We start from the raw sequence: 24077 nt of genomic DNA on the forward strand, positions 1-24077 counted from the left end.
AAAACCACCTTCGGGTGGTTTTTTTAAATATAATATTTATAGATTTTCATAATTTAAGTTAGATAAAAATTGATAAAATTCAACAGAATTGAGGTGTAAAATTTGAAGGGAAATACAGTTTGGGCTACTGTAATAGCATCTTTAGGCATGATGTGTGGTCTGTGGTTGCTCCTATTTGAAAACAAGCTTTCGGGTGCAGAATTTGTCACTCTTTCATTAGGTTTTTCAATTATTGGTTTAATAATATTTTTTGCTGCTGAAGTACAAGAGTTTTCGATTGCAGGCAATGGAGTGAAATTAAAAGAGTTAAGGTCAGAAGCGCAAAAAATGATAGAAGATCTAAAACAAGGTCATGTTGAGCTCTTTCGTATTTTAGTTAAAGCAACTATAGAGTTTTCGGGTGGATTTGAGAGCTCATCAAAAATAGAAAGCAGAGCTGAAAAATTCATTCATATATATAACGAAGTAGAAAAAATGGATTGTATAAAAGAATTAAAAGATGACCTAGAAAAATCATTAAAAATAATACTAGTTGCTCAGTATAATAAATTTAGTTTTATCCATGCAAAGTCTAAGGCCATCGAAGATGAGTTTATTGATGAAGATCAGCCTCAATATTTATACATTGCCTTAAATGATCAATTAATTCAAGAAAGTTACAGAGGAAGACGTCCTAAGCCTATATTCGAAAAAGAAAAACAAGACATTATTCAGGCACTTGATATGTATGCCAAACTTTATGTTATAAAAAATAAATTGCATAGGATTAAATAATATAGAAATGATCTTTTCGATTGAGATAATGATTGGTTTTAAGCGTTGATTAGAAAATGCTATTATTAGTTATTAATAATTTTACTAATACCATGCTTGCATATATAACGCTTTTAAATTTAAAACTAATCATTACAAAGGTTAAATTTTACCTTATGGAAAAATAAATTTAAATTCGCTAACATGGGCTTATTCAGCCACCATTTTGGTGGTTTTTTGCTTTTATAGATTTGGTTTCAAAATCTTTCTCCCACTGGACTTGGTTTGGTTTTTGCTTTTATATAGAGGTTAGGACAAGTGTGTTTATTGGACATACAGCTAACCATAATAAGTAAGAATTTAATGCGGTTCGTTTTTAACTCAGGTATGAGGTGACGATATGACCAAAACAATGATGATACTGAACAAACACGAGTTGAGGCAAAAAGGCTGGAAGCTATTCGCTTTTGTGGCCAGTCTTCAAATCCTATTTTTAATTGCAGGTTATTTCTTAACAGCGTAAAAAAAGCCACCTTACGGTGGCTTTTTTTATTTAAACAGTAAGTTGAATTTGTTTTAGAACTGCTCTCAAAGTATTTTCAAAATCAAAAGATTCATTCGTACTGTCTTGATAACGCCAAGCGACATAGCCATCTGGACGTACTAAAACAGCACCAGACTCATGAATTTCAGACTTCGTATTCCATGTACCATAGACATCACGATAATCTCTTGAACCGATTTGAATGACGTCTAAATACCCAAGATTAAGTTTTTCAGCAGCTTGTTTCCAGCCTTTGCCTGACAGGCCAGTGAGTAAGGTAAAACGACCTTTGCCCGTAATATCTAAAGTTGAAACTTTTTGACCTTTAGCATTGATGAGCCAAGTATGCGGTACTTTTGCTCCAGGGCGTGTAGTGGCTTGTAGGTAAAGTTGATCATCTTGTTTAAATACTTCAGGTTCTGATTCAGAGATGACAGCATTTGAGCTATAACGCTGATTCAGTTCAACACCTTGAGCATTAAATTCAAAATTTTTAATTGCTAATGCATTGTAGAGTTTTGTACGTATTTCAGCGCCTTGTTCATTTTCAGCAAAAATACGCTCCAGCATTTGCTTTTGGGTTGTTACACCTTGATCAAAACCAAAAACTTCTTTGAGGTGTTTATAATCAAATCGTGATTGGTTTGCTCGCGCAACAATTTGCTTACCTACAGGCGCACGTTCAACGGTATAAGAATCGAGAAGCGTAGGTTGAGACCAACCTTTAACTGCATATGCAAGTTTCCAACCGAGATTAAAGGCATCTTGCATGCAGGTGTTTGAGCCTAGACCACTTGATGGTGGGTGACGATGCACTGCATCACCACCACAGAATACACGACCTTTCGAATATTCAGTTGCCCATGTTTGGTTCACGTACCAATAAGACAATTTTTGAATTTCAACATCTTCAACATGCTCACCAACGAAAGCATCTAAACGTGCACGAACTTGCTCTGCAGTCACTTGAGGCTCGCCTTTAGAAATATCGAAGCCCCAACCCATAATCCACTCATTCCATGGGGTGATGGCACGCAATAGCCCCATACCTAAATCACCAAAACTTGCTTCAGGATTGACTATCCATTGCAAAATCGCAGGGCGGTGCTGAACATATTTAGATAAATCCGCCTTAAAGGTCACATACACTGTACCAGCTCGCGCCATAACGCCTTCAAGTGGTAATCCCAATTGTTCGACAACTTTTGAACGTGCACCGTCCATTCCCACCAAGTATTTTGCACGTAAACTAAATTCGGTATTGGTAATATGATTGAGGAATGTTGCAGTCACGCCGTGTTCATCTTGTACGTGAGATAAATATTCAGTATTGAAGTTAAAAATAGCGCCACGCTCTGCCGCATTTTTAACGAGCAGCGCTTCCATTTTAGGTTGGATAAGATCCACTAAAGGGCATGGACTTCCTTTGATATAATCGCCATGACGCTCATCACCTGTGCCCCAAGCACTGATACGGGCAATTTCTTCGCCGACTAAACTGGTTGTGATCAGGCTTTCACCCATGTGTTCCCAAGGTGTTGCGATTTCCTTCACCTGTTCTTCGATACCTAAATCACGGAGGACTTCCATGGCACGTTGATTAGTAATATGTGCACGAGGACTGTTGGCTAACCAATTAAACTGGGTAAACAATTGAACTTTGACGCCATAATTGGCAAGGGCAAGCCCCAGAGTTGAACCAGCAGGACCAGTACCAATGACAAGAACATCAGTGTCAAAATGTTGAGACATGCTTTTTCCTAAATGAATTGAATACATGGGGAGAGTTTTTGAATTGAGTCAGTCTAGAAAAAAAGTGCAGTGATCTATAGTCGTATTCATATAAACTATCGATCTATATAAAATTCAAAGTAATGAACGTGCACTTATGCACGATGGGCTGATTGAGATATGGAATTACGACATTTACGGTATTTTATGACTGTTGCTCAAGAGCAAAGCTTTACTAAAGCTGCCGAAAAGCTCTATACCGCACAACCATCACTCAGTCAGCAAATTAAAGATCTTGAACAGGAAGTCGGTATTACTTTATTTGATCGGACCACTCGTAAAGTCAAACTGACTGATGAGGGGGAAGCATTTTTAAAATACGCAGCTTTAACGCTGGACAATGCCAAGCAAGCTGTAGCTGCAGCTAGACAGGTCGCTCAGCAAAAGAATAATCAGATTCACATTGGATTTTTGAATGTGGCTGAACTGAAACTGATGCCTAGCATTCTGGCGCAGTTAAGAAAGAATATTCCTAATCTTAAAATTCATTTACACAGTTTGACTTGTACTGAGCAAATACAAAAACTTAGAAATGCTGAACTTGATATATGTTTTACTCGATACAAAATGGATCATTCAGATTATGAAGATATCCATATTTTGACAGAACAAATTTATTTGGTGGCTGCAGACAATCTTCATCCTTCAGAACGGACATTGAAACTACAAGAATTAAAAAATTCATCAGTCATTATGTGTGAACAAAATGCTTCACCAATATTCTATGACAAATTAAATGTTCTAGTTCCCTTCGAAAAGATGGATGATCAAATGCTGTGGGTGACTAATGTATTACAGCATATCAATCTGATTAATTTGGGAATGGGCTTTAGTTTTGCTCCCGAATACCTCCTGAAGTTTTTAAATCATAATATCAAAATTGTGAAAACAGATGAGCAATTACCACAGCTTGGTCTATATGCGAATTATCATCGTCATTCAAACAATATTGCATTGAAAATGATTACTGAAGCCCTTATGCAAATGACAACAGAGCGGAAAAGAGTGGAAGAGGTTATTCATGCTTAAACTGATCTATTTTGTACCAGAATCACATCTAGAGTTGACGAAACAGGCAGTATTTGAAGCAGGTGCAGGCGGGATCGGTGATTATGAGCAATGTGCTTGGCAGGTCAAGGGCTTAGGTCAATTTAAACCTGTCAATGGGGCTCAACCATTTATAGGTCAAGTCGGAGAGCTTGAACAAGTTGAAGAGTGGCGTGTAGAAACTATTGTGCCTGAAGATAAAGCCATAGAAGTGGCACGTGCATTAAAAGCCAGTCATCCTTATGAAGAACCAGCTTTTGAATTCTTACACATTATCTCTATTGACCCATGATCGGTTGAATTTTGTATGCGCTGACGATACGAGGATGGAGATTCTCCTGTCCAATATTTGAAGGCTCGAGAAAAGGCTGATGGCTCTGAAAACCCTGTTAAATAGACAATTTCATCATGTTTGAGTGCGGTTTTCGCTAGTAACTGACGAGCAAGTTTTTGTCTGAATGACGTTAGAACATTCTCGTAATTAGTTCCAATATCTTTGAGTGAAATTTGGATTTTACGCGGGGAGAGTTTAAGAATTCTTGCGATATCTTCTAGAGCGAATTGTCTTAATTTTAGTTGTTCGCCTAAAGCCTCTTCAATTTGAATGACTAGTTCATGTTTATCTACAAGTTCAATGTGCTTCTCAATGATAGATTGATGTAACAGAAATAAATCAGGCTGAGCAGACGGAGAGGCATATTCTAGAATTTCTGCTTTGAATTTTATACAACCATAAGGCTGATTAAAATAAACTGGGCAATGCCATAGCTCATGATATAAGTCCTGAAATTCTGTATTGTCGTAGCTGAGCCAAATTTCTTGTGCTTGAAATTTTCCCTGACTGATATAATCAAAAAAAGATAAAACAATGGTAATCGTACATTCTAAATAATGACGGACAGGGTGATGAAAACCTCTTAGGGTAACGGTGTCATCTTCTATGTGAAGTTCAATATCCAATCCTGTAGTGAAATATTGATAGTATTTCATTGCTATTTTTAATGCATCGCCAAAATTTGCACTACTTAAAAAAATGTATTCAAAAAGTTGACCACGAAAAGTGGGGAGATGGTGACCGACAGTTAAACCAATATTGGAATTTTGTGTAATAACTTCTGTGAGTTCCCAGAATTTTTTTTGAACACGATTGTCATATCTTAAATCGCGTTGAGGACAGTCGATTGGATGTTGTAACGCATTTAATTGCGAAAATATTAAATCCACATCAACGCCCATATTTTGCAGTGTCTCGTATACCATGCTTGGAAAAATACCAGCATCGGTTCTGATTTTACTTTTTCTTGCGCTCATACCGATATTCAAGACTCAAGTCATGCATTGGAAAAACTAAGGATGCTCTATCCTCAGTTTAAAATGCTGAAATTATAATGTTGAAATGAGTTTAGAAATAATTTGAATGAATGAACATGTCTTTAAATGTCAAAGCCCCATCTCATGAGGCTTAATTATTGAAAGTTTATTTTGAAGCGCTTAATTGCTTATAGGATCAATATACTCAATATAACCTCGACCCTGAATATGCTGACCTTTGAATTGACCTGAATATTTTAACGAGAGGTTGTCCTGCAACCACAATCATATTTAAAAAGTTGAATGGGGCAGGTAGATTAGGAATCATGATCCCGTAGTGTACACAGGTATATTTCCCGACAGGTGTGTGTGTCGCAGTGTTTGGATCAAAAGCTTGACCATTTACAAGAGATGAATAATCTATATGTTTAACAATGCTTGAGGGAAGTTTAATTTTCATCTTATTCTCAATTAATATTTTGGCTTAAAATCATTTTTGGAAAAATACAATCAAAAATATAAATCGAGATAAAAGAAAAAATTGACACTACAAACATTAAGCAATTGTTTGAAGTGTCAACACGAAAAATAAGTCATCAAAAATGTGTGATATTACATTTAAACTTTTTGAATAAATAAGTCTCGATCGAAACGATATTGTGGGAAGAACACACCATCTTCAGCACGCTCTCCCGCACCAATGACCATAATTGGAAACTCTTTAGCATTTAGCCCCAATGTTTTACATACTAAAGGTTCGTCAAAACCTTCCATCATACAACTGTCGAATCCATAAGCTCTGAGCGCGAGTACAAGATTTTCGCAGGCTAAAGCTGTTGTCTTCGCTGCCCAAAGTTTGGCATCCGCAGGTGTAAAAGCGGTAACAGGCATTTGTTTGTCAAAAGTACGTGCTACTTTGAAAGTTACTTTCTTAAAGTTACCAATTGCATTTAAGTAACCCGTTTTATAATTCAGTGGAATATAGGTGTAATATTTTTTGACGAGTGGAGGAATCTCAGGAAATGGAAATTCTTGAATATTCAGCTTTGCCATTTCATTAATTCGATCTGTACGTGCGACACAGACAATCAATTCAGCCGCTGTGCGCGCAGCCCATTGATTTAGACACGCTTTTACAATCTTTTGTTTCTTTTCAGGATTTTGGACAACATAAAAAGTCCAAGGTTGTAAGTTAGATGAATTAGGGGCCAAGAGTGCTAAATCTAAACATTGATCGAGGATATCAGACGGTATAGGTTTTTCTGTAAACTTCCGAACAGATCGACGACTGGTCACGACCTTTTTGAAATTTTCAACATCAATGCCTTGTGGTGCAGGTTCGTAGTAGCGTTTTTTTTCAGTCGTCATGATCCATTCCTTAGATAGAGAGTATTCACCGAGTCGTGAGACTCGGATCTTTTAGCTTAATTAAATTGTGTGAAATCAGGTTTACGTTTTTGCATAAAAGCTTGTACAGCTTCCATCATTTCTGGAGAACCGACGCGCCCCATAAAGATTACTGCTTCATGATCAATCCAGGACACGATCTCATCAACATCATGTTTCATTAAGGCTTTAGATTGCACGAGAGAAGCAAGTGGTAGTGAAGCCAGTTGAGTGGCTTTTTGAGCGGCAATTGCATAAACGTCAGATTCAATACTGTTGATCAAGTTTGCAGCCAATGCTTTTTCACTGTCGAATTTATCAGCAGTTAATAAAAGTTCTGCTGCTTTCACATGACCTGCTTGACGTGCTAGTAATTTACTAGATGCGCCTTCAGGTGAAAGACCTAAGCTTACAAATGGAATTTGGAACAAAGCAGTGTTATCTGCATAAACTAAGTCACAATGCAATAAGATCGTTACGCCAATACCAATTGCGACACCACGTACCGCAGCAATCAAGGGTTTAGAAAATTTAGCAGCAGATTTTAAAAGCACAAAAGGAGGACCATCTTCTGGACGAATTTGATCTTTCATCGCCGCAGATTTCATGAAGTCTTGCATATCATTACCAGCACTGAAATCCGCATCTTCGCCACGTAAAATGACCACACGAACAGCTTGATCTTTGTCTGCTTCATCAAGGGCTTTGGCGATCCATAGGTATAATTCGCCGTATAATGCATTTTTGGCTTTAGGACGATTAATCGCCAAGGTCAGCACACCATCTTCTAATTTTGCATTTAAATGCTCATGAGGTTGTTGAATACAACTTAATGACATCGTACTATCCTTGCTTTCAATTAATATAGATTTTATGAAATCTATTATGTCGTATTCTGGCGAAGAGTGACATAACTGATCAGTTCATAAACGTGACTTGGCGATGAATTATAAATTTGATTATTTGGTTTATATCGGACGTTTTCAGCCTTTTCATTTGGCACATATGGAAACCATTAAAATTGCGCTGACGCATAGCCAGAACGTTATTTTAGCGCTTGGTTCTGCTCAATTAGAGCGGAATATAAAAAATCCATTTTTAGCCATTGAACGTGAACAGATGATTTTGTCTAACTTTTCTCCTGATCAACAGGCAAGAATCAAATTTGTACACGTCATTGATGTTTATAATGATGAAAAATGGCAAAAATTGGTCAAATCTTTAGTGGCGGATGTAGTACAGCCAAGTGATCAAGTCGGCTTAATCGGTCACTTTAAAGATGACTCATCCTATTACCTCAAATTTTTCCCAGAATGGGAGATGTTGGAACTCGATAGTTTAAAAGGTGCAATTTCTGCAACACCACTTCGTGAAGCATACTATCGGGGGGAAATTATGGAAAAAGAACTTCCCCACGGAACCATTCAATTTTTACAAGCGTTTCAAAATTTAGAAATTTACAAACAACTGAAAACTAAATACCAACGTCAAGACAGTACAAGTTTGAGTGAATCAATTGAATGATTGTGTTTAACACAAGAAAACCGAGGGAAATCGTGCGTACTATTACACAAATGAGTTTGGCCACAGTGCTATTGTCTGCTTCTGTTTTTGCTCAAGCGCAAACATGGACACTATCACCTAGCAGTAAGATCAGCTTTGATATCCGATCTGCAGGAATGTCGATTGTAAATGGGCAATTTCAAAAGTATCAATCACAGATGAGTTTTGATCCGGCACAGCCTAATCAAGGTTCAGCTAAATTTGTGATGGATGTGAATAGCCTTAAACTGAGCAAAAACTCTTTAAAGGATATGGTCTTTGGTGACAGTTTCTTTCATGCAAGCAAATATAAAACTGTGACCTTTCAAAGTAATCAAATTCGTGCTTTAGGAAATAATAAATACAAATTTGATGGACAACTCACCATGCGTGGTGTGACGCGCCCAGTTTCATTTGATACAACTTTAACTCCAAATGCATTGAATCCAAATGTGTTGAATGTACAATCTTCAACAGTCATCAACCGGAGTGATTTCGGTATGCGCAAAGCGATTGGTGGAATTGGCGAAAAAGTGAATATCAAGCTTGAAGGGCAATGGAAAGCCAACTAAATCGATGAAAAGAAAGCAGTGATTCACTCACTGCTTTTTTAGTGTCATGAGTATGTCAGTAATATGTTTGAGTTGTAGGGACTGCTGTTTCCAATGATGCCAATATAGATCAACGTCTTGTGTTGCCTCAGGCAACAAACAAATCAATAGTCCTTGATCGAGTAAGTGTTGAATTTGCAGTTCAGGCACCATGCCATAGCCTAAGCCGAGTTGGATTGCATCGACAAATGACTTTGAGGAGGGGACATAATGATATGGATAACTAGATTGCGGTAATCCAAATTGATTCAATAGAACCGTTTCATGTAAATGATCTTTATCATTAAAGATGACCGCAGGCGCACGGCGAAAGGAATCGCGATTTAGTCCGTTTTTAAACCATGTTATTTTGAATTCTGGCGTACATACCATTTGATAACGCATCGTGAACAAAAATTCTGAGTGGCAACCTGTCTTAGGTTGGGATTCAGCACTTATACACGCATTTACATAGCCAGATTCCATTAATTGATGCGTATGATCCTGATCATCTATTCGAAGTTGTATTGTGATTTTATGCTCTATTAATTGTTTAGCAATCGTGGGCAAAAGCCAAGTTTCTAATGAATCTGCATTCGTTCCAATGATAATTTTATAAAACTCAGAATTTAGATTTTTCCCCTGAATAAGTTGCAGAACATTTTCTTCTTGACGCTTTTGCCTTAATAAATGTTCAAGCAATATTTCACCTGAATGTGTCACACGACAAGGTCGTTCTCTCAGGATTAATGTCTGCCCAATCTGCCGTTCCAATTGTTGGATTCGAAAAGTAATTGCAGCCGCAGAGAGACAAAGCTTTTTAGCAGCCAGATCAAAACTTCCAGTTTCCGCCACGGTGATAAACGCGACACAGTCTTTATAATTGAACATCATGATTTAATAAAACTTAATGAACTTAATATTAATTTAATAATACTCAATTTAAGATTGAATTGTTCATAATCCGCCTAATGATAAATATTAGGTGTTTTATGTCTTTATCCGTACTCTTTAATGGCTTTGTAACGAGTTTAAGTTTGATTATGGCGATAGGTGCTCAGAATGCTTTTGTGCTTAAACAGGGCTTAAAAAAAGAATATGTTCTGTCTATTTGCCTCATTTGCGCCTTTTCAGACTCACTTTTAATTTTGGCTGGTGTATTTGGATTTGGGCAGTTTATCTCAGTCCATCCACAAGTGATGACATATGCACAATGGGGTGGCGCTGCATTTCTAGTGATATATGGTGTCCATCATTTTTATCAAGCATTTTCGCCCAAAAAAACGATGAGTCTTGATCATCATACGGCTGTTTCATGGTTTAAAATTATTCTCGTTTGCTTGGCATTCACATGGCTGAATCCCCATGTGTATCTAGATACTGTCGTGCTTGTAGGCGCAATATCGACGCAATTTGAAGATCACTTATTATCGTTTGCTATCGGTGCGATCACGGCATCATGGTTATTTTTCTTTAGTTTGGGTTTTGGTGCGCAATATCTATCAGCTTACTTTCACAATCCCCGCGCATGGCAAGTCTTGGATATTTTGATTGCTTTAATCATGTGGTACATCGCCTATCACTTAATTATATGAATATTGATTAGATAAATTCCTCTAAAGCTTGTACGTCGATTAGATGACAACATTTAATGAACAAAAACTCACATAAAGATAATAATGAGAATCATATAATAATGATTCTCATTATTATTAATTGTTCCGAAAATGAAAAATTACAGTACCAAATTACTCTCTCAATCTGTAAGTGTTCTTATGATGAGTGGCGGTATAGCGACTATCACATGGGCAAATGATCAAAACCAACTTCCTACGATTACAACACAAGCTGAAGCGATAAATGCTTATGCAGATGGAAAATTAAGCAATGTATCTAAGTTGGGTGCTTTAGGTGAAAAAAAATTAATCGATACACCATTCACTGTAATGCAATATGAGGAGCAATTAATACGAGAAAGACAGGCATCCACCGTAGGTGATGTTTTAAAAAATGATGCCAGTATTCGACTGACGACAAATCAAGGTCATTTAAACGAAAACTTCAAAATTCGTGGTTTTGACTTAAATCATGAGGATATGAACTACAATGGATTTTATGGTATTGCACCATACGGAAAAGTGCCGACTGAATTTTTAGAATCAGTGACAGTTTTGAAAGGACCAAATGCAATTGTCGCTGGTATGGCACCGAATGGAGGCGTTGGTGGTGTGGTCATTGCCAACTCTAAACGCGCTGACCAAGACATGACAAGACTAAAAACACAATACCAAGATGGCGGCTACTATCAATCAGGTATTGATGTCTCAAGACGATTTGGTGCAAACCGTGAGTTTGGTGTTCGGGTCAATGGTGCATATGGTGATGGTGAACATATCATTAATGATATGAATGATCGCCTAGTTCTTGGTTCCATCGCTGCGGATTACACCACGGATAAACTTAAAATTAATTTTGATAGTTATGCTATTAAGCAAAATCGCGATGGTGGGTCACCAACAATGGTTGCACTGGGTGGAAAAGATACAGTTAATAAAGTCATTGCACCGCCTAAAGGTGACCAAAACTATTTTCCGTGGTTAGAAGGGAATTCTGACAGTAAATTTGCTGGCTTATCAGGTGAATATCAATTTTCTCCCTATTTGAAAACCTTTGCTGGTCTAGGATATGCTGAAAAATCATATGATGGTCATTTATTCGGTACACGAATGATCGTAAAGAATGAGGACGGCGATGCCTCTTCCCAATATTACCGAGTGGGTGCAAATGAAAAAAATAAAACAGCACACATTGGGGTTGAAGGAAAATTTGATACTGCTGGAATACAGCATAATGTTGGATTGCGTGCAGATTATTTAAATAAAAAATCGGATCAACATAAAGGACGTGGAGCTCCTCCTTTAGATTTTAACACCAATCTTTATGACCCAAGTAAAGAAGGCAATATGCCTTTACAGCGTCCAGAAATTGCACCTTTAGCAGATAATAAGTACATCAGTTATACATTGACTGATCAAATTTCATTATTGAATGATCAGCTTCAATTGATTGTAGGCGCTCGTTATCAAGATATTGAAACGAATAATTTACAGACCAAAAAAAATTACCAAGAAGACCGTATTTCACCAAGTTTAGGGATCATCGTTAAACCTTTTGGTGAAGACTTGTCACTATATGCAAGCTATGTAGAAGGGTTATCAGAAGGATCGACCGTTGATAATGTCAATGATGCAAACGACAAAGTCACTTTTGCGCCGTTTGTGACGAAGCAATATGAGTTAGGTGCAAAACATCAGCATGGAACTTGGCTGAATACGCTGGCACTTTATCAAATTGAAAAACCAAGCACGATGAGCAAGTCGATTGAACCTTATACAGAAAATGGTGTAACAATTAATCAAATTACAACAGATGGTGCTGAAACTCGATCACGCGGCATTGAGTGGTCATTTTCTGGAGCGATTACTGAAGATTTAAACCTAATGGGAAGTATGGCTTATATTGATGCAAAATATTCCAAAGCTCAAATGAATCAAGGAAATCAAGTTTTTGGCGTACCTGATTTTACCGCAACGCTTGGGGTGGATTATGATGTCCCACAACTCGAAGGATTAAATTTAAATGCCAGAGCAAGTTATGTCAGCGAACAGTATTTAAATGATACCAATACCTTGGAACTTCCAGATTATACTGTCATCGATTTAGGTGCACGTTATAAGACCAAGCTTGGTGACGTGAATACGACGTTCTTAGCTAATGTTGATAACATTACAGATAAAAAATATTGGGAAGGTGCTTTTAACTCGAATTATGCGCTGATTGGTGGATCAAGAACTTATAAACTTGGTGTAAGTTTTGATTTCTAATCGTAGTTAAAAAGAAGTATAAATAGATGAAACCCACGTCAATCGTGGGTTTTTTTATTAGCTTTGCAAAGCTTTTAAATCTTCAAGCACTTGTTCAGCATGCCCTGCAGCTTTGACTTTACGATATTCTTTAACGAGTTTTCCTTGATGAAAAATAAAAGTTGAGCGCTCAATCCCCATCACTTTTTTTCCATACATATTTTTCTCTTTAATCACATCAAAGTGTTGGCAAAGCACTTCTTCTTTATCGCTAATCAAATCAATTGTTAAAGATTGCTTTTCGGTGAAGTTTTGATGGGCTTTCACTGAGTCTCTAGAAACACCGAAAATAGTGGTATGAAGCGCATCAAACTGATCTTTCAAACATGAAAAACCAACAGCTTGCGTTGTACACCCAGGTGTTGAATCTTTTGGATAAAAATAAATGATGAGCCAATCTGTATTCAACTCAGTTAAATTCACAGAACCTGTAGTCGTTGGGAATGTTTGATTGGGTAAACTAATCGTTTCCGTAGACATTATATTTTCCTCAAAATTTGTCACTACATTTATAGGGGAATTCAAAAAAAATAGCCACACGAGGTGGCTATCTTATGTAAACTGCGATTATTTTTTAGCTTGTGCTGCTTTCATTGCTTCCTCTGTTAACGACTGTAGCTTAGACGTTAACTGTGGGCCGAAGCATGCTTGAAGATCAGCGTTCTGTTTCTTCACGATAGCTAAAGTAGAAGGGCTTTTCTTTTGGTTAATCGCACTTTGGATTTCCCATTTTTGAGCATTAGTTAGCTTGCCGTCTGCTTCAATTGCACATGTACAATATTTGCTGACTTCAGTAGCAGAAAGCTTGTTCCCTTTAGCAGTTTCTTCCTTACAAACATTAATCAGTGCAGATTTTACGTTAGTACTTTTGTAGGCTTGCTGCATTTTATTATTCGGCTCATTTGCTTGAGCCGCAGAACCGAAAAGTGCTGCAGCAGAAACAATCGCTGAAAGAATAATGTTTGATTTTAAATTTTTCATATATGGCACCCTGTTATTACGGTATATAACGAGTTGGGTCTTCAACGCCAGCATCTGCAAAACCTTGTTTACGCAAACGACAGCTGTCGCATTTTCCACAAGCTCGTCCTTGGTCATCTGCTTGATAGCATGACACCGTTTGACTGTAGTCTACGCCATGTTCGATGCCTAAGCGAATAATATTTGCTTTGGATAATTGTAGTAAAGGTGTTTCAAATTTAAGAGGTTTTCCTTCCACACCTACTTTTGTCGCTAATCTTGCCATATTGGCAAATGCTTCAATAAATTCTGGTCGACAATCTGGATAACCCGAATAATCTACCGCATTAATTCCAATTACGATGGCTTCTGCGTCAAACACTTCTGCTGCTGCAAGTGCATAAGACAGGAAAATCGTATTACGTGCTGGAACATAAGTGACAGGGATCCCTTCTTGTTCTTGATCAGGAACATCAATGGAATGATCAGTTAATGCAGAACCACCTAAATTACCCAAATCTATATTAATCACGCGATGTTCAACGCCTGCTTGTTGTGTCAGTTTACGTGCAGCATCCAATTCAGTTGTTGAGCGTTGACCATACATAAAACTTAAAGCGATACATTCATAGCGTGCTTGCGCCCAAGCCAAGCAAGTCGTTGAGTCTAAACCACCTGATAACAATACAATGGCACGAGGGCGCATAGGAGAACTCCAAAAAATTAAAGTAAATAAAAAATGAATTATAACTGATTATATAAAGAATAATGGGGTATAAATTTTTTGAATATATAGATCTGCATAAGTCACAAAACTAAATGAGATAATTATAAAGAACGCGAAATGTTCGTTTTAGAAGATGAGATAAAACTCTCTTTTGAGTCGAATAAAGTTTAAACAGTTGTTGTTTTTGTTTAAATATTAAATATAATTTAACAAACACTTGATTAAAACTTACAAAAATAATTTTTACGGAATGAAAATGAATCAAATTAATACTTTAATTTTAACCACTGCTGCGTTGATCAGTACAAATTCTTTTGCATTTGAGGAGCTTTCAGATCAAGAATTGTCAACATATGCAGCACAAGATGGTATTACGATTAGCCTTTTACCAGGTGGACCCATTCAAGCTGATTTGATTTGGCACGATAACAGTGGATTCGGGCCAGATTACAACGAAGGAAACACAAAAGCAGGTGCCTTAATTTTCGGTACAGCGAATGGTCGTAGTAAGAATCCATTATCACTTTCTTCTGGTTCGGCAGATATTAGTATTACCTTAAAAATCGATGCTCAAGGAGGGAGTAGTACTACAGGCCCTTTTCTGAATTTAGGTGTATTTGTTCCTGAAGATATTATTATTAATACCGGTGATATTTGGGTGGGTAAATCGGGTCAAGTTAGTCCAACAGGACGAGGCTATAGTGACCCCGTTAAAATAATGGATAATATGAAATTTTATGTATCCAATCTCTCTACCAATATTCAGCTCGGTTCAGCACCTCAAGGCAGTCTTTTAAAACTGAATGGAATATTTAAAGACGGCTTACGTTTAGAGGGCTTCAAAGTCCACGATCATGATGGTGGTGGCGCATTCGGAATAGAATTTATTAATTTAAAAAATACTCAACCAGGGCGTTTCGGCATCAATAATCTTGATTTCGATGTTGCAGGTTCGATACGTACAGATGGACTGGAACTCAAAATAAATCGTCTTGGAGATCAAAATGGCTTTAATGCAATGTTATGGGGAGTAGGCGTTGGAGATGCATCAACAATAAATAATAAGATTGGGGATATTTCAATGAAAGGGATTAATTTAAATGGCACGACCATTAAAGTGTCAGCGCACTAAAAGATCATTTTCTCTTTAAAAAACAGCACAAAAAGTGCTGTACTGTTTTTAATTTGAGCTATTTGTTACATTTTAACGACCTGTTTCGTCATTCCAGAGCAACTTATGTAATTGAAGCTGGAAACGAACTGGTAAGTGATCCTCTAAGATCCATTGTGCTAAATCACGCGCAAGTTGCGGTAACTTTGCAGCACCTTTTTCAACAGCAAACGCAGGTGAGAACCAAACGGTACTTACACGCTTGTGCAATTCATATTGATTCACTTGTTGTTTAGACCATTCATAATCTTCACGATTGCATATGACAAATTTAATCTGATCATGTTGAGTTAAATGGTCTAAATTACTCATTAAATTACGTGAGTCTTCACCTGAAGTTGGTGTCTTTAAATCTAGGACTTTGGAAACTCTACGATCCACTTTTGAAACATCTAGTGCTCCACTCGTTTCAAGGGAAACTTCACAGCCTAAATCTGCTAGACGCTCCATGAGTGGTAACGCATTGGGTTGGGCTAATGGTTCACCACCAGTAACACAAATATAAGGTGTTTTAAAATCAAGCGTGGTCTGGATAATATCCTCTAAAGACTGACGTTCACCGCCTTCAAAAGAATAGGTGGTATCACAATAAGTACAACGCAGTGGACAACCTGTTAAGCGTATAAACACTGTAGGTAAGCCTGAAGTGTTGGCTTCACCTTGTAATGAATAGAAGATCTCCGTAATACGTAAACCCGCAGACGGATCAGAAACAGGAATAGCGGAAGATCGCAAATTACTCATATCGACAAAACCAAACTAAAATAGAGATTATATAAAAGAAAAATCTCTACGATTATTACTAACCGTAGAGATGTGGAGTGTACTCCAAATACTATAAAGTATAAAAAAATTAGTCAGCGCGTAATAAGTCGTTCAAACTTGTTTTAGCACGAGTCTGAGCATCGACTTTTTTTACGATAATTGCAGCATATAAGCTGTATTTACCGCATTTAGAAGGAAGGCTACCAGAAACTACCACTGAACCTGCTGGAACACGACCGTAGTGAATTTCACCAGTTTCACGGTCATAAATCTTAGTTGATTGACCAATGTAAACACCCATTGAAATCACTGAACCTTCTTCAACGATTACACCTTCAACGATTTCAGAACGTGCACCGATAAAACAATTGTCTTCAATGATCGTAGGGTTCGCTTGAAGAGGCTCAAGTACACCGCCAATCCCAACACCACCAGAAAGGTGAACATTTTTACCAATTTGCGCACAAGAACCTACAGTCGCCCATGTATCAACCATCGTACCTTCATCAACATAAGCGCCAATATTGACATAAGATGGCATAAGCACAACATTCTTAGCTTGGTAAGAACCTTTGCGTGCAACTGCAGGCGGTACAACACGTACACCAGCTGCTTTAAATTGCTCTTCAGTCCAACCCGTAAATTTAGTGTCTACTTTGTCATAGAATTGGAGATCGCATGATTCGATTGGTTTATTATCATTGAGTTTGAATGACAATAGAACAGCTTTTTTTAACCATTGATGAACAACCCATTCACCATCAATCTTTTCAGCAACACGTAATGAACCATTATCTAAGCCCGCAATTGCTTCCTCGACTGCTTGGCGAATTTCAGCAGGGCAATCTGTAGCTGTGAAGTTTGCACGATCTTCAAACGCTTGTTCGATGATTGACGAAAGCTGAGACATAATCTTCTCTTCCAAAAAAAATTTCCAAGATTTTACACTAAATTGATTATAAAAATTACAATTAATCCTGAAAAAATGTCCGACAATAATGACTATTCTTTATAAGTATGTTAATAAAAGTTAATAAAAGACTTAAGTGCAAATTATTTATAAAACAACAACTAAATCAAAATTGTATCAAAAAATAACAAAAAAGCATCAATTTGAATATTAACCAGCTTTGAAATCTCCATTAAGATGCTTCCGAGTCGAACACATTAATGATTAAAGAACAACTCATTTCTTTGAGGAGAAAAAAATGAAAGTGTTAAAATTACTCGCTGTTACAACAGCATTATCTGTTTCAGGCTTCGCTATGGCGGACACTCAAGTTGTACGTACAGGTAATGTATTTGAAGCTAATCAATTAATCCCTACTGGTGTTCGTGCTGAAGTTGGTACAACTGGTTACGGTGGTGCATTACTTTGGACTGCTAACCCATACGTTGGTCTTGCTTTAGGTTACAACGGTGGTGATATCTCTTGGTCTGATGATTTATCTATTGACGGTACTAAGTACGATTTAGATATGGATAATAGTTTGGCATACTTAAATGCTGAGATTCGTCCTTGGGGCGCGAGTCAAAATCCATGGGCTCAAGGTCTATATATGGCTGCTGGTGTAGCATATATCGATAATGAATACGATGTTACTAAGCGCTTAAACAATACAAATGATGTTGTTAAGATTGATGGCAAAAATTACAACGCTCCATCTGGTCAAGGTTTCATCGATGGTAAAATGTCATACAAAAATGACTTTGCTCCATACGTAGGTTTTGGTTTTGCTCCTAAAATCAATAAAAACTTCGGTGTATTTGGTGAAGTAGGTGCTTATTACACTGGTAACCCTTCTGCAAATATTACTTCAGTAGGTTTAGCTGAAGTTGGTGGTACTGGTACTGGTGCTGATGCAGCTGAAGCTTTAGAAGCGAAAATTGAATCTAAAGACAAATATGAGTGGCTTCCAGTCGGTAAAGTGGGTGTGAGCTTCCACTGGTAAGATGCAATTAAAAAAAACGAGCTTCGGCTCGTTTTTTTATGCAAGTTAATGCAAATAATAAAGGCGCTATGGTGCCTTTATTATTTGTAGCTTGTTAATCTTCAGGATAAGCTACTCGTTTTAACGCTTTGATATCAGCACTAGGTGCACATAGCGAAATAAACTCGTAACCGTATCCACGTAACAAATGACCTTTACGTACAGCAATCCAAGTGGTATTCACCCCGAATAAATCAGTATTAATTTGTTTTAAGCGATGATCTCGTTCTGTATCGTAGGCAACATCGTTGACAATCCCGACACCCATACCTAATTCAACATAAGTTTTGATTACATCAGCATCAAGCGCAGACATCACTAAATCAACATCAAGTCCTGAGTCTTCAAAGGCTTTATCAATCTTTGAACGTCCCGTAAAACCACCGTGATAGGTAATAATCGGATACTCTGCCAAATGTTCTAAGCTAATCTCTCGCGCTGCTATTTGAGTAAGTGGATGACCTTGAGGCGTAATAATACTGTGTTTCCAGTTATAAAAAGGAACACTTGCTAAGTTTTCTTCAGTAGTTAGATTCTCAGTAGCAATACCAATATCAGCATCGCCTAAAAGTAACATTTCAGTGATTTCAGTTGGGCTTGCTTGTTGCAAAATCAAATGAACTTTAGGAAATAATTTTTTGAATGAATTTACAATTGGTGGTAATACATATCTCGCTTGAGTATGAGTGGTTGCGATGGTTAATGTACCTTCATCTACACGATTAAAATCATCGGCTAATCGTTTAATATTGTCTGCATCGACCAGCATGCGCTCCACAATACCGAGCAAAGCTTGACCAGGTTCAGTTAACCCTAATAAGCGTTTACCTTTTCGGATAAATAGTTGAACACCTAATTCATCTTCTAAATCTTTAATATGTTTACTTACGCCTGATTGAGACGTGTAAAGGGCAGCGGAAGCTTCCGTTAAATTAAAATTTTGTCTGACGGTTTCTCGAATAATTCTTAATTGTTGAAAGTTCATAGTCTTTGTTACCTTTAAAATGATGGGGCTATATAAAAGCCCCATCTACACATTTTTATGCGTTTTCTTGTGCAAATAAGTGCAATGTATTAGTCGTTAACCAAACCGATTGATTTGGGCGGAATTGATGCAGTTTAGCTTCATCTGGAGTGAGTAGAATTTCGATGAGATTGCCATCTTGACCTTGAAGTTCGGCAACCACTTTTCCTGCAATCCAAACTTCACGTAAGAACGTTGCTTGAATTGCATTGTCTGTAGGTTGAGCGTGAATTTGAAACTCATCTGGTCGAATGAAGGCAATCACTTTACCTTCAGGTGCATCTTTAGCTAAAGGCAGTTGAATGCGATCATTTCCGATCTGTACGATTCCCGCTTGATTATGACCTTCGAACTTATTGGCTTGACCTAAGAAGTCAAATACAAAAGGCGTTGCTGGTTTTTCATAAACTTCACGAGGTGAGCCAATTTGTTCAACATTACCTTTATTCATTACAATGATTTGATCTGCAACTTCAAGCGCTTCTTCTTGATCGTGGGTTACAAAAATCGAGGTGATGTGGAGTTCATCATGTAAAGTTCTCAGCCAGCGACGTAACTCTTTACGAACTTTTGCATCAAGTGCGCCAAATGGCTCATCCAGAAGTAGTACACGAGGTTCAACTGCAAGCGCACGTGCAAGTGCAATACGTTGACGCTGTCCACCAGACAATTGTGCTGGATAACGATCTGCTAAGAATCCTAATTGAACTAAATCGAGAAGTCGTGTAACCCTTTTTTTTATTTCAGATTCTGAGGGGCGTGTAGAACGTGGACGAACACGTAAACCAAAAGCAATATTGTCAAATACTGTCATATGACGGAATAAAGCATAATGTTGGAATACGAAGCCAACTTGACGTTCACGGACATGAACATTCGTTGAATCTTGACCTTCGAGGATCACTTGACCGCTGTCGGCAGATTCAAGACCAGCAATAATGCGAAGTAGAGTTGTTTTACCGCAGCCTGAAGGTCCTAATAATGCTACGAGTTGGCCATCAGGAAAATCTAGGGAGATATTGTTTAGTGCATGGAAAGCACCAAAGTGTTTTTCAATATTTTTAACTTGAATACTCATCGGATACTTCCTTTAAACTGTAGAATCTTCATTACGTTTGCTTAATTTCTCTTGGCGAATTTCGACCCATGTTTTAAGAATCAATGTCACAATCGCCAATAAAGCCAAGAGGGATGAAACAGCAAATGCTGCACTAAAGGTATATTCGTTGTAGAGAATCTCTACATGCAGTGGCAATGTATTGGTCTCTCCACGAATATGACCCGATACTACAGAGACTGCCCCGAATTCACCCATTGCACGTGCGTTACAAAGAATAACCCCGTATATCAAGCCCCATTTGATATTTGGAATCGTGATTTTCCAAAAAGTTTGCCAGCCTGAAGCACCTAAAACGATTGCCGCTTCCTCTTCTTCTGTACCTTGAGCTTCCATCAGAGGGATGAGCTCACGCGCCACAAAAGGAACTGTAATAAAGATGGTTGCTAGTACAATTGCTGGAACGGCATATAGAATCTTAATGTCGTTATCCATCAGCCATCCACCGAACCAACCTTGCGTACCAAACATTAATACCAACATCAAACCTGCGATTACAGGTGATACTGAGAAAGGCATATCAATAATCGTGGTCAATATGGATTTACCACGGAAATTAAATTTCGCAACAGACCAAGCTGCAGCCACACCAAATACTACGTTGAGCGGTACAGCAATTGCAGCTGTTAGTAAGGTGAGCTTTACAGCCGACAACGTGTCTGGATGAACTAAAGCTTGCGCATAAACGCCGATACCCTGTTTGAATGCTTCAACAAAAACTAAAATCAAAGGCAGGATTAAGCAACTGAGGAAGAAAATCATGGCAATGACAATGAGTGTATAACGAACCCAAGTCGGTTCACGCGTCGCATCACGAGATTGCAATTTTTCCGCTAAAGCATTGCTATTTGTATTCAAACTCATTGTGCAGTTCTCCCTGTACGACGACTCGCCCATGCTTGTAACAAGTTAATCAAGAACAAGATAGCGAATGAAATAAGGAGCATGACAACGGCGATCGTTGTTGCACCTGCATAGTCATATTCTTCCAATCGAGAAATAATCATTAATGGCGCAATTTCAGTTTCGAAGGGTTGGTTACCTGCGATAAAGATGACCGAACCATATTCACCCACGCCACGGGCAAAAGCGAGAGCAAATCCTGTGATTAAAGCAGGGAAAAGAATTGGTAAAATCACTTTGGTTACAATTTGCAGTCGATTTGCACCCAATGCTGACGCTGCTTCTTCAAGTTCAGTCTCTAAGTCACTCAGTACAGGTTGTACTGTACGAACCACAAAAGGTAAGCCAATAAATATCAGGGCTAATGTAATCCCAATAGGACTATAAGCGACTTTAATGCCTAAGGGTTCAAGATATTGACCAATCCAGCCTGTCGGAGCATATAAAGATGTTAATGCAATCCCAGCAACAGCTGTTGGTAACGCAAAGGGTAAATCAACCAATGCATCAACAATTCGTTTACCAGGGAAACTATAGCGCACGAGACACCAAGCGAGTAATAAGCCAAATACAACATTAATGAAGGCAGCAATAAGTGCAGCACTGAAACTTAGTTGTAATGATTTTAAGATACGCTCAGAGCTTAAAATCTCCCATAAACCTTCCCAGCCAATACCTAAAGACTTAATAAAAACAGCCGACAAGGGTATGAGCACAATTAAAGATAAATACGCTAGGGTAAAGCCTAGAGATAGACCAAATCCTGGCAGCACTCGGGATCGCTGCGACATGACTACTCCTCAAATGAGAGAAAAAGCTTACCGAAATCAATAAGCAATTGAATTGAAAAATTTATCAAGAATAAGTGGCGAACTTTAAATTGCAAATTTGTAATACAACTTGCCATTATCAATACTATTGATATAGTTCGACAACTTTTCATGAATCAAAAAATCGAAGATCTCTGGAAATGGTCCAAATCCTGAATCAACATTAATATGACCAACTTGACCTAAGTTAATCGGTTTTACACCCCATGATTTTGCTAGTTTTTTTGCATCCTCAAAACCTAACCACGGATCATTTTCACTGATGAGCATTTTTGTGGGAACGCTAATCTTAATTTGATGAAAGTAAAAACTATAATCAGTCAAACTCAAACGAGCAAAACCATTCTCACCAAAACGACTTGGATTGGCTGGTGCAACTAAAACCAGTTGTTTAACTTTCTGTGCTATTTCTGGGTGCTGATGCAGAGCAGCGACAGACGTTAAACAGCCAAAACTATGTGCAACAATCTGTACGGGTGCATCTATCTGCGAAATTTTTTCTACAAAACGATGGATCCAATCTGAGAGTAAAGGAAAGTTCCAATCATCTTGTTGAACACGTGAGCATGGCATGACTTGACGTTGCAACCATGATTGCCAATGATTTTCATCACTTCCGCCGACGCCGGGTACAATGAGTGTATGTATCATGTCATGCTCCACTGATTATTTTTTTGTGTTATTGGCTTTGGTAATTTGGTCAAAAATACCATTATTCTCAAAATGAGCTTTTTGTACTTTCGCCCAGCCACCAAACTCTTGATCAATTGTGACCAATTTCAGTGGCTTAAATGTTGATGAATATTGTTTTAATACAGTTTGATTACGCGGACGATAGAAATTCTTTGCGGCAATATGTTGTCCTTTAGGCGAGTAAAGGAAATTCAAATAACCTTGCGCCAAATATTTATTGCCTGATTTTTCTGCATTTTTTTCAACGATTGCTACAGGTGGTTCAGCAAGTATAGAAAGTGATGGCGTCACGATTTCAAATTTACCGGGTTGTTCACGCAGTGCTAAATGAGCTTCATTTTCCCAAGCAAGCAAAACATCGCCAATACCGCGTTCAGCAAAAGTTGTAGTTGAGCCACGAGCACCTGAATCTAAGACCTTAGTTTGTTTATAAATTTGCTGAACAAATTGTTGTACTTTGGCGTCATTTCCACCTGGTTGGTGTTTGGCCCATGCCCAAGCCGCTAAATAATTCCAACGTGCGCCACCTGACGTCTTAGGGTTTGGTGTAATAATGTCCACACCCGGTTTTACTAAATCACCCCAGTCTTTAATATTTTTTGGATTGCCTTTTTTGACTAAAAACACGATGGTTGAGGTATAGGGTGTAGAGTTCTTTGGGAATTTTTTCTGCCAGTCTTTTGGTAATAAATTGGTTTTTTCAGCAATCGCATCAATGTCAGCTGCCAGTGCGAGAGTCACGACATCTGCATTTAAACCATCAATGACTGCACGCGCTTGTTTACCTGAACCGCCATGTGACTGACGAAAGTTGACGTTTTGCCCAGTCCGAGATTTCCAATACGCACCAAATTCTTTATTTACTTCTACGTAGAATTCACGAGTAGGATCGTAAGAGACGTTTAATAAATCTTTAGCGGAAGCGCTAAGCGAAGCAGCTGAAACAAAAGCTGCGAGCACCCCAAGTTTTAATTTAGCTGAAAAGCGCATGGCAACCTCAAAAGAAAAT

General features: G+C 38.0%; 27 protein-coding genes. 10 read left to right on the forward strand and 17 right to left on the reverse strand.

Going from position 1 to position 24077, the window contains the following annotated elements; all coding sequences use genetic code 11:
• The first annotated feature begins 102 nt into the window (after window positions 1–102).
• Window positions 103–774, forward strand: coding sequence for a hypothetical protein (locus AC1M83_RS06670; protein WP_481590290.1), 672 nt, complete (start codon window positions 103–105; stop codon window positions 772–774).
• A gap of 394 nt (window positions 775–1168) precedes the next feature.
• A complete protein-coding gene (locus AC1M83_RS06675) occupies window positions 1169–1276 on the forward strand; it encodes a KGW motif small protein (protein WP_373687177.1) in 108 nt (35 codons plus the stop codon).
• A 30-nt stretch (window positions 1277–1306) separates the two neighbouring features.
• On the opposite strand, the gene AC1M83_RS06680 is transcribed toward AC1M83_RS06675, so the two are convergent.
• Window positions 1307–3049, reverse strand: a complete 1743-nt coding sequence (locus AC1M83_RS06680) for an FAD-dependent monooxygenase (RefSeq protein WP_481590291.1) — start codon at window positions 3047–3049, stop codon at window positions 1307–1309.
• A 159-nt stretch (window positions 3050–3208) separates the two neighbouring features.
• Between AC1M83_RS06680 and AC1M83_RS06685 the strand changes: the two genes are divergently transcribed.
• Window positions 3209–4117: a LysR family transcriptional regulator gene (locus tag AC1M83_RS06685; RefSeq protein ID WP_481590292.1), complete on the forward strand. Its 909-nt coding sequence runs from the start codon at window positions 3209–3211 to the stop codon at window positions 4115–4117.
• A complete protein-coding gene (locus AC1M83_RS06690; RefSeq protein WP_092767083.1) occupies window positions 4110–4427 on the forward strand; it encodes a YqfO family protein in 318 nt (105 codons plus the stop codon). Before AC1M83_RS06685 ends, AC1M83_RS06690 begins: the two co-directional genes overlap by 8 nt.
• On the opposite strand, the gene AC1M83_RS06695 is transcribed toward AC1M83_RS06690, so the two are convergent.
• From AC1M83_RS06695 to AC1M83_RS06710, 4 genes are all read right to left on the reverse strand, one after another.
• Window positions 4376–5458 carry a helix-turn-helix domain-containing protein gene (locus tag AC1M83_RS06695; protein ID WP_481590293.1) on the reverse strand — a complete coding sequence of 361 codons (1083 nt, stop codon included), beginning with the start codon at window positions 5456–5458 and terminating at the stop codon, window positions 4376–4378. The genes AC1M83_RS06690 and AC1M83_RS06695 overlap by 52 nt on opposite strands.
• Before the next feature lie 193 nt (window positions 5459–5651).
• A complete protein-coding gene (locus tag AC1M83_RS06700) occupies window positions 5652–5906 on the reverse strand; it encodes a hypothetical protein (RefSeq protein ID WP_481590294.1) in 255 nt (84 codons plus the stop codon).
• Between the two features lie 158 nt (window positions 5907–6064).
• Window positions 6065–6814, reverse strand: a complete 750-nt coding sequence (locus AC1M83_RS06705) for a nitroreductase family protein (protein ID WP_481589018.1) — start codon at window positions 6812–6814, stop codon at window positions 6065–6067.
• A gap of 56 nt (window positions 6815–6870) precedes the next feature.
• Window positions 6871–7671 carry an enoyl-CoA hydratase-related protein gene (locus AC1M83_RS06710; RefSeq protein ID WP_180028453.1) on the reverse strand — a complete coding sequence of 267 codons (801 nt, stop codon included), beginning with the start codon at window positions 7669–7671 and terminating at the stop codon, window positions 6871–6873.
• Between the two features lie 103 nt (window positions 7672–7774).
• Between AC1M83_RS06710 and AC1M83_RS06715 the strand changes: the two genes are divergently transcribed.
• Window positions 7775–8356 carry a nicotinate-nicotinamide nucleotide adenylyltransferase gene (locus tag AC1M83_RS06715; protein ID WP_481589019.1) on the forward strand — a complete coding sequence of 194 codons (582 nt, stop codon included), beginning with the start codon at window positions 7775–7777 and terminating at the stop codon, window positions 8354–8356.
• Between the two features lie 32 nt (window positions 8357–8388).
• Window positions 8389–8946 (forward strand): YceI family protein, encoded by a 558-nt coding sequence (locus AC1M83_RS06720; RefSeq protein WP_481589020.1) that lies wholly within the window; start codon window positions 8389–8391, stop codon window positions 8944–8946.
• A 27-nt stretch (window positions 8947–8973) separates the two neighbouring features.
• On the opposite strand, the gene AC1M83_RS06725 is transcribed toward AC1M83_RS06720, so the two are convergent.
• Window positions 8974–9855 (reverse strand): LysR family transcriptional regulator ArgP, encoded by an 882-nt coding sequence (locus AC1M83_RS06725; RefSeq protein ID WP_481590334.1) that lies wholly within the window; start codon window positions 9853–9855, stop codon window positions 8974–8976.
• Between the two features lie 101 nt (window positions 9856–9956).
• Between AC1M83_RS06725 and AC1M83_RS06730 the strand changes: the two genes are divergently transcribed.
• Both AC1M83_RS06730 and AC1M83_RS06735 read left to right on the forward strand, forming a co-directional pair.
• The gene (locus tag AC1M83_RS06730) at window positions 9957–10559 is read left to right on the forward strand and encodes a LysE/ArgO family amino acid transporter (RefSeq protein ID WP_481589021.1); all 603 of its coding nucleotides are present in this window, start codon (window positions 9957–9959) and stop codon (window positions 10557–10559) included.
• Between the two features lie 132 nt (window positions 10560–10691).
• Window positions 10692–12848 (forward strand): TonB-dependent receptor, encoded by a 2157-nt coding sequence (locus AC1M83_RS06735; RefSeq protein WP_481590295.1) that lies wholly within the window; start codon window positions 10692–10694, stop codon window positions 12846–12848.
• Window positions 12849–12905: 57 nt separating this feature from the next.
• Here AC1M83_RS06735 and AC1M83_RS06740 read toward each other — a convergent pair whose 3' ends face one another.
• From AC1M83_RS06740 to queC, 3 genes are all read right to left on the reverse strand, one after another.
• Entirely contained in the window at window positions 12906–13367 is a 462-nt protein-coding gene (locus tag AC1M83_RS06740; protein WP_481590296.1) for a peroxiredoxin, read from the reverse strand.
• A gap of 87 nt (window positions 13368–13454) precedes the next feature.
• The gene (locus tag AC1M83_RS06745; protein ID WP_481590297.1) at window positions 13455–13868 is read right to left on the reverse strand and encodes a hypothetical protein; all 414 of its coding nucleotides are present in this window, start codon (window positions 13866–13868) and stop codon (window positions 13455–13457) included.
• 16 nt (window positions 13869–13884) lie between these two features.
• Entirely contained in the window at window positions 13885–14553 is a 669-nt protein-coding gene (gene queC, locus AC1M83_RS06750) for a 7-cyano-7-deazaguanine synthase QueC (protein ID WP_180028449.1), read from the reverse strand.
• Between the two features lie 277 nt (window positions 14554–14830).
• Between queC and filA the strand changes: the two genes are divergently transcribed.
• The gene (gene filA / locus AC1M83_RS06755) at window positions 14831–15706 is read left to right on the forward strand and encodes a putative pilus system protein FilA (RefSeq protein ID WP_481587782.1); all 876 of its coding nucleotides are present in this window, start codon (window positions 14831–14833) and stop codon (window positions 15704–15706) included.
• A 72-nt stretch (window positions 15707–15778) separates the two neighbouring features.
• Here filA and queE read toward each other — a convergent pair whose 3' ends face one another.
• Window positions 15779–16489, reverse strand: a complete 711-nt coding sequence (gene queE / locus AC1M83_RS06760) for a 7-carboxy-7-deazaguanine synthase QueE (RefSeq protein ID WP_092767073.1) — start codon at window positions 16487–16489, stop codon at window positions 15779–15781.
• 109 nt (window positions 16490–16598) lie between these two features.
• Entirely contained in the window at window positions 16599–17420 is an 822-nt protein-coding gene (gene dapD, locus AC1M83_RS06765; protein WP_179997889.1) for a 2,3,4,5-tetrahydropyridine-2,6-dicarboxylate N-succinyltransferase, read from the reverse strand.
• A gap of 298 nt (window positions 17421–17718) precedes the next feature.
• Between dapD and carO the strand changes: the two genes are divergently transcribed.
• Window positions 17719–18462, forward strand: coding sequence for an ornithine uptake porin CarO (gene carO, locus AC1M83_RS06770; protein WP_179997890.1), 744 nt, complete (start codon window positions 17719–17721; stop codon window positions 18460–18462).
• A 94-nt stretch (window positions 18463–18556) separates the two neighbouring features.
• Here the strand turns inward: carO and AC1M83_RS06775 are convergent, their stop codons facing one another.
• From AC1M83_RS06775 to AC1M83_RS06800, 6 genes are all read right to left on the reverse strand, one after another.
• A complete protein-coding gene (locus AC1M83_RS06775) occupies window positions 18557–19486 on the reverse strand; it encodes a CysB family HTH-type transcriptional regulator (protein ID WP_481590298.1) in 930 nt (309 codons plus the stop codon).
• Window positions 19487–19541: 55 nt separating this feature from the next.
• A complete protein-coding gene (locus AC1M83_RS06780; RefSeq protein ID WP_035267206.1) occupies window positions 19542–20603 on the reverse strand; it encodes a sulfate/molybdate ABC transporter ATP-binding protein in 1062 nt (353 codons plus the stop codon).
• 12 nt (window positions 20604–20615) lie between these two features.
• A complete protein-coding gene (gene cysW, locus AC1M83_RS06785; RefSeq protein WP_481589027.1) occupies window positions 20616–21506 on the reverse strand; it encodes a sulfate ABC transporter permease subunit CysW in 891 nt (296 codons plus the stop codon).
• Window positions 21503–22336 (reverse strand): sulfate ABC transporter permease subunit CysT, encoded by an 834-nt coding sequence (gene cysT, locus AC1M83_RS06790; protein ID WP_035267202.1) that lies wholly within the window; start codon window positions 22334–22336, stop codon window positions 21503–21505. The genes cysW and cysT overlap by 4 nt, the downstream gene beginning before the upstream one ends.
• Before the next feature lie 84 nt (window positions 22337–22420).
• Window positions 22421–23026: an alpha/beta hydrolase gene (locus AC1M83_RS06795; RefSeq protein ID WP_481590299.1), complete on the reverse strand. Its 606-nt coding sequence runs from the start codon at window positions 23024–23026 to the stop codon at window positions 22421–22423.
• Between the two features lie 15 nt (window positions 23027–23041).
• Complete coding sequence (locus AC1M83_RS06800; protein WP_481590300.1) at window positions 23042–24058, reverse strand: sulfate ABC transporter substrate-binding protein; 1017 nt, start codon at window positions 24056–24058, stop codon at window positions 23042–23044.
• Window positions 24059–24077: the final 19 nt, after the last annotated feature.

The sequence above is a fragment of the Acinetobacter sp. 25-47-130 genome (assembly GCF_056779705.1).

Excerpts from the sequence above, each read along its gene's own strand:
- AC1M83_RS06715 (WP_481589019.1), top strand. The coding sequence starts at position 7,775 with ATGAATTATAAATTTGATTATTTGGTTTATATCGGACGTTTTCAGCCT.
- AC1M83_RS06675 (WP_373687177.1), top strand. The coding sequence starts at position 1,169 with ATGATACTGAACAAACACGAGTTGAGGCAAAAAGGCTGGAAGCTATTC.
- AC1M83_RS06735 (WP_481590295.1), top strand. The coding sequence starts at position 10,692 with ATGAAAAATTACAGTACCAAATTACTCTCTCAATCTGTAAGTGTTCTT.
- AC1M83_RS06690 (WP_092767083.1), top strand. The coding sequence starts at position 4,110 with ATGCTTAAACTGATCTATTTTGTACCAGAATCACATCTAGAGTTGACG.
- AC1M83_RS06780 (WP_035267206.1), bottom strand. The coding sequence starts at position 20,603 with ATGAGTATTCAAGTTAAAAATATTGAAAAACACTTTGGTGCTTTCCAT.
- cysW (WP_481589027.1), bottom strand. The coding sequence starts at position 21,506 with ATGAGTTTGAATACAAATAGCAATGCTTTAGCGGAAAAATTGCAATCT.
- filA (WP_481587782.1), top strand. The coding sequence starts at position 14,831 with ATGAATCAAATTAATACTTTAATTTTAACCACTGCTGCGTTGATCAGT.
- AC1M83_RS06680 (WP_481590291.1), bottom strand. The coding sequence starts at position 3,049 with ATGTCTCAACATTTTGACACTGATGTTCTTGTCATTGGTACTGGTCCT.
- AC1M83_RS06685 (WP_481590292.1), top strand. The coding sequence starts at position 3,209 with ATGGAATTACGACATTTACGGTATTTTATGACTGTTGCTCAAGAGCAA.
- AC1M83_RS06725 (WP_481590334.1), bottom strand. The coding sequence starts at position 9,855 with ATGTTCAATTATAAAGACTGTGTCGCGTTTATCACCGTGGCGGAAACT.
- carO (WP_179997890.1), top strand. The coding sequence starts at position 17,719 with ATGAAAGTGTTAAAATTACTCGCTGTTACAACAGCATTATCTGTTTCA.
- queC (WP_180028449.1), bottom strand. The coding sequence starts at position 14,553 with ATGCGCCCTCGTGCCATTGTATTGTTATCAGGTGGTTTAGACTCAACG.
- AC1M83_RS06745 (WP_481590297.1), bottom strand. The coding sequence starts at position 13,868 with ATGAAAAATTTAAAATCAAACATTATTCTTTCAGCGATTGTTTCTGCT.
- AC1M83_RS06705 (WP_481589018.1), bottom strand. The coding sequence starts at position 6,814 with ATGACGACTGAAAAAAAACGCTACTACGAACCTGCACCACAAGGCATT.
- AC1M83_RS06795 (WP_481590299.1), bottom strand. The coding sequence starts at position 23,026 with ATGATACATACACTCATTGTACCCGGCGTCGGCGGAAGTGATGAAAAT.
- cysT (WP_035267202.1), bottom strand. The coding sequence starts at position 22,336 with ATGTCGCAGCGATCCCGAGTGCTGCCAGGATTTGGTCTATCTCTAGGC.
- AC1M83_RS06730 (WP_481589021.1), top strand. The coding sequence starts at position 9,957 with ATGTCTTTATCCGTACTCTTTAATGGCTTTGTAACGAGTTTAAGTTTG.
- AC1M83_RS06700 (WP_481590294.1), bottom strand. The coding sequence starts at position 5,906 with ATGAAAATTAAACTTCCCTCAAGCATTGTTAAACATATAGATTATTCA.
- AC1M83_RS06800 (WP_481590300.1), bottom strand. The coding sequence starts at position 24,058 with ATGCGCTTTTCAGCTAAATTAAAACTTGGGGTGCTCGCAGCTTTTGTT.
- queE (WP_092767073.1), bottom strand. The coding sequence starts at position 16,489 with ATGAGTAATTTGCGATCTTCCGCTATTCCTGTTTCTGATCCGTCTGCG.
- dapD (WP_179997889.1), bottom strand. The coding sequence starts at position 17,420 with ATGTCTCAGCTTTCGTCAATCATCGAACAAGCGTTTGAAGATCGTGCA.
- AC1M83_RS06710 (WP_180028453.1), bottom strand. The coding sequence starts at position 7,671 with ATGTCATTAAGTTGTATTCAACAACCTCATGAGCATTTAAATGCAAAA.
- AC1M83_RS06740 (WP_481590296.1), bottom strand. The coding sequence starts at position 13,367 with ATGTCTACGGAAACGATTAGTTTACCCAATCAAACATTCCCAACGACT.
- AC1M83_RS06775 (WP_481590298.1), bottom strand. The coding sequence starts at position 19,486 with ATGAACTTTCAACAATTAAGAATTATTCGAGAAACCGTCAGACAAAAT.